This is a genomic window from Fibrobacter sp. UBA4309 (assembly GCF_002395745.1).
Classification (GTDB): Bacteria; Fibrobacterota; Fibrobacteria; order Fibrobacterales; family Fibrobacteraceae; genus Fibrobacter.
In genome coordinates this window covers 41709-47708 of record NZ_DGUN01000016.1, presented here as the reverse complement: position 1 = coordinate 47708, position 6000 = coordinate 41709, and the positions used below count along the sequence as shown (strand labels likewise).

Annotated in this window: 6 protein-coding genes; 2 read left to right on the top strand and 4 right to left on the bottom strand. The window is 52.7% G+C overall.

Going from position 1 to position 6000, the window contains the following annotated elements; translation table 11 throughout:
- On the top strand, positions 1–158 hold a 158-nt coding region (locus B3M32_RS12400; RefSeq protein WP_414655165.1), incomplete at its 5' end, for a helix-turn-helix transcriptional regulator.
- Between the two features lie 125 nt (positions 159–283).
- On the opposite strand, the gene B3M32_RS01860 is transcribed toward B3M32_RS12400, so the two are convergent.
- Positions 284–514, bottom strand: a complete 231-nt coding sequence (locus tag B3M32_RS01860; protein ID WP_290743043.1) for a hypothetical protein — start codon at positions 512–514, stop codon at positions 284–286.
- A gap of 179 nt (positions 515–693) precedes the next feature.
- Here B3M32_RS01860 and B3M32_RS01855 point away from each other — a divergent pair, with 179 nt between their 5' ends.
- Positions 694–2052 (top strand): ATP-binding protein, encoded by a 1359-nt coding sequence (locus B3M32_RS01855; protein WP_349679850.1) that lies wholly within the window; start codon positions 694–696, stop codon positions 2050–2052.
- Between the two features lie 70 nt (positions 2053–2122).
- Here the strand turns inward: B3M32_RS01855 and B3M32_RS01850 are convergent, their stop codons facing one another.
- Genes B3M32_RS01850 through B3M32_RS01840 form a run of 3 tightly spaced genes read right to left on the bottom strand, consistent with a single transcriptional unit; the run spans position 2123 to position 5982 of the window.
- Positions 2123–3859 (bottom strand): right-handed parallel beta-helix repeat-containing protein, encoded by a 1737-nt coding sequence (locus B3M32_RS01850; RefSeq protein ID WP_290743035.1) that lies wholly within the window; start codon positions 3857–3859, stop codon positions 2123–2125.
- A 48-nt stretch (positions 3860–3907) separates the two neighbouring features.
- Positions 3908–5266 carry a toxin-antitoxin system YwqK family antitoxin gene (locus B3M32_RS01845; protein ID WP_290743032.1) on the bottom strand — a complete coding sequence of 453 codons (1359 nt, stop codon included), beginning with the start codon at positions 5264–5266 and terminating at the stop codon, positions 3908–3910.
- Between the two features lie 56 nt (positions 5267–5322).
- A complete protein-coding gene (locus B3M32_RS01840) occupies positions 5323–5982 on the bottom strand; it encodes a vWA domain-containing protein (protein WP_290743029.1) in 660 nt (219 codons plus the stop codon).
- Positions 5983–6000: the final 18 nt, after the last annotated feature.

The following is a 6000-nucleotide window of genomic DNA, read 5'->3' as shown; positions in this document are numbered from 1 at the left end:
CGCGCAGGGGTCAAAAGAAAAGCGATGTGGCGCGTCGCGCAAACATCACCCCGCAAGCGTACCAGCGATTCGAGACTCCGAAGGGCTCGCCTTCCGTCGAAACACTCTACAAGCTAGCGCATGCCCTCGGCAAACAACTCGTAGTCGAGTTCGTGTGATTTCCCGACTCCGGGGTTTTAGGGGCGGAGCCCCTAGGAGAAGGAGTAGCCCCGGAACAAGTCCGGGGCAGGCTCATGCCACGGCTTGGTCTGGAGCGAGGGGAAGGCCTCCCCCTCCAATAAATTCATCCGTAGTATTCCTCGTAAAAGGCCTTGAAATCTGGGATTGAGTCAACTACGGAAAAGGACATTTTCATGTACCGGTTGAACAGTAGCGCCTTGAAACCTTCAGGCACGCCGTCGTCTTCACGAAATTCCCTCACGTAGCACCTATATTCGTCAATCAAGCCTCTTTCATCGCCCGTGATGGAATAACCTTGCTCGTAGAACCAGAGCATCGCCTTGTTCTGGTCCACTCTCTCGAAGGGATTTTCCCTTTCGCCTTTGAAAAAAGCCGATTTTGAAGAAAAGGTCATCTTGAGGTGCAAAATTATGTCATTTCTTTGGATTTTTACAAAATTTATTGAATTATTTCTTTGGATTTTTACTAAAAAGTTATATATTTATCTTTAGATTTTTACAGAAGACGGTCAAAATGTACTTTAGCAGGCTGATTGACAGGTATTTATCGGAATGGGCCAATTCCCCCAGGCATAAACCGCTTTTATTGCGGGGGGCCCGCCAGGTGGGCAAGTCCAGTGCTGTCCGCCACCTAGGCGAAAATTTCGAACACATGGTCGAGATAAATTTTGAAAAGCATCCTGAATTCAAGGCTGTCTTTACGACTAATTTGGATGTATCCCGCATTGTTTCTGAACTTTCCGCCATTACGGGGACTCCGATTGTTGTAGGGAAAACTCTACTATTCTTGGACGAAATTCAGGGATGTGTGGATGCTATTATGTCCCTGCGCTTTTTCAAGGAAGACATGCCCGATTTACATGTCGTGGCGGCGGGATCACTGTTGGAATTTGCTCTTAACGACATACCGACATTCGGCGTAGGGCGAATCCATTCCATGTTCATGCATCCGATGACTTTTGATGAGTTTCTCGAAGCAAATGGGCAAATGGCCCTGTTAAAAGTCAGGAACCAATCGTCCCCGCAAAAGCCATTGCCACAAACGGTCCACGACAAACTGGTGGAGTACTTCAGAACATACATGTTGGTAGGCGGAATGCCCGAATCCGTGGTAAGGTGGGTTCAAAGCCATAATTACCTGGAATGTCAGACTATCCAAGACGACATTCTAGTCACGTACGAAGATGATTTTGCGAAATACAAAAAGAAGGTTGACCCGACCTTGTTAAGAAAAACATTTCGAAGTATCGCTTCCCAGATTACGCATAAATTCACTTATTCGAAGGTCGGGGAATATAGGACTGAAAAAGTTCAGGAAGCCCTGCATCTGCTGACTCTTGCTGGGCTTGCCATCCCTGTTGCAAGGTCAAGCGCCAACGGCCTTCCCTTGGGGAGTGAAGCTGACTCGGGAACGCAAAAAGTTCTCTTGTTGGATCCTGGCCTACAACTTAGGCTCCAAAATTTGAATTTGGGCGATATTTCCGAGATTGTTTCGCAGATATTAACTGCGAGCGGAGCTGATTTGGTCAACAAGGGCGCTTTAGCCGAAATGGTTGCGGGGCTGGAAATCCTCAGATATAAGACGCCAAATATTCGTCATGAAATTTTCTACTGGAGCCGAACTGAAAGAAATAGCCTGGCAGAGGTGGATTATCTAGATGCCCGCAATGCACGCGTAACACCTATAGAGGTGAAGGCGGGAACGCAAGGCGGAATGAAAAGCCTTTGGATTATGATGCGGGAAAAGAAGTTGACGAACGCCTATCGCTGTTCCCTTGAAAACTTTGGCGAATTCGATTATGTCGATTCCCTTGATAATAACGCCATCCGCCATGTTGAAATATGTCCGCTATATGCGCTTTCGCAAATGTAGTTAACCTAGCTTCGCGGGTAAGGTTTTCCCGTAAGTTGGTACTAGTGGATATCAAGATATTTAAGTTTGGCTAAGGGTTCACCTGCACTTTCCGGATTTCACTGCCGTAGCGCACTATATAGGTGCCGGGGACTTTTATCGTTCTGATATGACGGCCCTGTAGGTCGAAAACAAGTGCGGCACCACGGGTGGCGTGCAGCCCAGGTAAATACCCGTTGCGGGGCATGGCGATGGAGGCAGCGCTTTCCGCGGAACTGCTAGATTCCGGGTCAAGCCCGGAATGACGTGACGAGCTGCTCGACCCGACGACAGAGCCACTAGATTCCGGGTCAAGCCCGGAATGACGTGACGAACTCATCCCGTATTCGAATGCGCCAAGGTCGGGCGCATCGCCCGCAAACGGGAATCCCAAATCTTCGCCCTTGTCGATGGCACGGCTCCCTTTCTTGAGTTTCAAGAAGCCCACGTCTGGCAAGCTACCGTCCGCGTTACGCGGGCCCAATATTCCCGCGATGGTCGAGAGGTCCTTGCCCGTGACGGTCATGCTCGGGTCGTCAAGACTTTCAAAATCGTCGACCGTCAGGTCGAGTTTCAGGTTCCATGTGTTGTTCTCGCCGGCGGGGCATTCCACATAACGGTCGATGTTCTGGCTCGGTATATACTCCCAGCACTCCCCGACTTGCGAATTCTTGTTCGGGAAGGCAATGTTGTTCTTGAGCACGTGCGCGTTGTCGCCGGTGAGCGGTGCTACTTCGGCAATGCGGTTCCCTTCGGAATCGAAGAGCGTCGATGCCATGGCAAATTCGCGGTCCTTGTTCATGTAAGACGTGTTGTTGAGCCACTTGCTGCCCACGCCGGTGTAGTTCGCGTAAAAGCCCGTAGCCTTGTTTTTCCAGGCGGCGCAGAACTTGATGGTATGGCGCCCGCCGCCGAGGGTGCTCTCGCCCATCTTGATGCCGTGCCCGTTGCCGTTCTTCGGGTTTCCAAGTCCGTAATCGCTGTAGCCGTTCCCCATGGCGTAGCAGTTCTCCAGCACCACGGGGAATTCCTGGTTGATGAAGTCGAAGCCGTCGTCGCTGTTCCACCAGGCGCGGCACCCGATGAACTTGGTCGTATCGCCCTCGCCCGGCTTCTGGTAATGCGCGCCGAAGCCGTCGGCGTTTTCGCCGTCGCCCTGCCAGCCCAAGGGGTCGTAGTTGTCGTGGGCATCGCAGTTCAAGAAGATGTGTCCGCCGCCATCCGGTGCGCCATCGTTCGCGAAGAATCCAGGGCCCGCATTATGGTGGCTGTCCATATTTTCCAAGAAAATGTGCTTGCTCGCGTAAAGGAAAACGCCGGAATTCGAGTTGTGTTTCATGGGCGTGTTCCGCACCTCGAAACCCTTCAAGTGCAAATACTTTGCCGAAATCACGATGGGAGACGTGTACATCGCGCCCTCGGGTGTGCCGTCGCTATGGTCCGTGCCTGCGGCCACGGGGAGGTTCGCGCCATCAAAAATCGGGCGCTCGCCCGGGTAAGCGAGGTAATGGATGCGGTTGTTGTCGCTCTCGCCGCTTGCCGTCAAGACTATTGCCGCAGTCATTTTGTACCGTGCGAAAAAGACGGTATCGCGCAGGTCGTAGATGCCTCCGCGTACCCACACGGTGTCGCCCGCATGCACCACGGTATTCGCCTTGTTGAGCGAGGCGAAGGGCTTGTCTTTTGTACCCGCCGCGCTATCGTCGCCGTCGGTCGCCACGTAATACACGGCGCCGAAGGATTGCACCGCCGCGAGGGCTAGCGCGAGTATGAACATGCGACTTTTCATACTCATGAATATACACTAATTTTTGGTAAGTGGGTACAGCGCCCCGAACTACTGCATTTCCAGGAGTTCCTTCAGGCCCTTAACAATATCCCTCTCGGTTTCGCCATCGTTGGGAAGGCGCAGCCTGAGCACGAATTCGCGCACCAGGTAATCCACGAGCCGCCCTTCGGGAATTCCATCGGGACCGGGATTCTCGAGTTCCGCATAGTCGTGGTATACTGTTTGCGCCGCAGGAGAGTTTTCCGCCTTCTCGTAAGCGTCGGCAAAAAAGTCCTTGTACGTTTCCACGGTATATTCCGGGAACGCATCTGCAAAATTCTCAAGGCATATATTGGCCATGAGTTCAAAGCTCACGTCCAGGAATTCCTCCTTGGTTTCGTAGAACTCGTCATCGACAAAATAGCCATCTAACTTCTCGAACTCAGAGGTGTACATGCAACAGTGCCCGTTCAGATGATTGCGGTAAAATACGGCCTCGTATTTCAAGTTGCCATCGAGATCGGTAATAACGCTTCTGTTATTCACGTATTCGATATAGCCGTCGACAGTTCCGTCTTCTGCGTAACTTTCGTACTTGCCATCTACAGCCATACCCTTGCTGTACGGGATTCTTGACTGGACCGTACCGTTTTCGTTATAGTTCACTTCCTCGCCGTCAGGAAGTTCATAATTCATGTTGCATTCGGAGCGGAGTACGCCCTCGTCGTAATCCAGCGACTTTCCGCCGCAGTACTGGTCATCCACGTACAACGATTTCCTGTACACGGTTCCGTCCGGATTGTAGAGCCGCTCGTAACCCTGGCGCATCCCGTTTGCATATTCGGTTTCGCTCAAGAGAACCCCAGACCTGTCGAACTGGCGGAGCTTTCCATACCGGCGGCCCCTCCAGTAGAATTCCTCACGGCGGAGGCTCCCGTCCGGATTGTACTGCTTCTGGATGCCGACACGCTCGTTATTCACGCGGGCGCCTTCGTAAATGATGCGGCCATCGCGAAAATATGCGCGGCAGTACCCGTTCCGCCACTTCTCGGTATGCCTCAGGATCCCCAACTCGTCGTAAACGGGAATGTCGGAATCCACAACCATCCCATCAACATACTCGGTCACCTTCATCAATCGACCATTCTCGTAATAGCCGTATTCCTTGCCCGTGACTAGGCCCCTGCGGTACTCGCAGCGCCACCGGACCGCTCCACTCTCATAATAACTCCATGATTCGCCCTCCAGCAACCCGTTGCAGAAGTTATCCTCGCCCAAACGGGCGCCGCTCCTGTAGAACAGAACGCTCTTGCCATGCTTCACCCCGTTCACGGTTTCCGCTTCTTCGAACAGTTCCCCCTCGGGGTAGTATCTCCTGATCAATTCGACCTTTTCCATATTGCCCTCGCCGAAAAATGCTTCGCCCATAAATATATATTCTTGTAATGTCATAAAATGACATTATTCGCAGCCGCCACACATGGCTATTTCCCGTTGTGGTTACCACGCTTTGCGTAGTCGGCATCGACCGTTGCCTTCCACTGGCGGGCGTTCTTGCGGTTATGGCGAATATCGCTCATCAGGCAGCATTGCGCCTCGTACATGACTCCGATTCCGGATTTGTCGTTCACGAAGTTTGCGGCGCGATCCTCGTCGATGCCGAAGTTCCTTGCGGTCTCGATGGCATCGATGTTTGAACCGAGGAAGATGAATTCCCAGCCGTACTTCTGCTTCTGCCGCTCGATCATCTGCTTCACGCGTTCGGCGGAATACTTGCGGCTTGCATTTTCGTAGCCGTCGGTGGTGATGACGAAGATGGTCTTTTCGGGACGGTCTTCGTCGCGGGCGTACTTGTGCACGTTTCCGATGTGATGGATTGCCCCGCCGATGGCGTCAAGGAGCGCGGTGCCGCCGCGGGCATAGTATTCCTTTTCGGTCAGGGGTTCGATACGCGCGAGCGGGGCGCGGTCGTGGAGCACTTCCATTTCGGTATCGAAGAGCACGGTGGAAACGAATGCTTCGCCCGCCTCTTGCTTCTGCTTGTCGATGGTGCTGTTGAAGCCCCCGATAGTATCCTTTTCGAGCCCGCTCATGGAACCGCTGCGGTCCAGGATAAATACGATTTCGGTGAGTCCCTGTTTCATGATTGCCTCCGTGCCGCT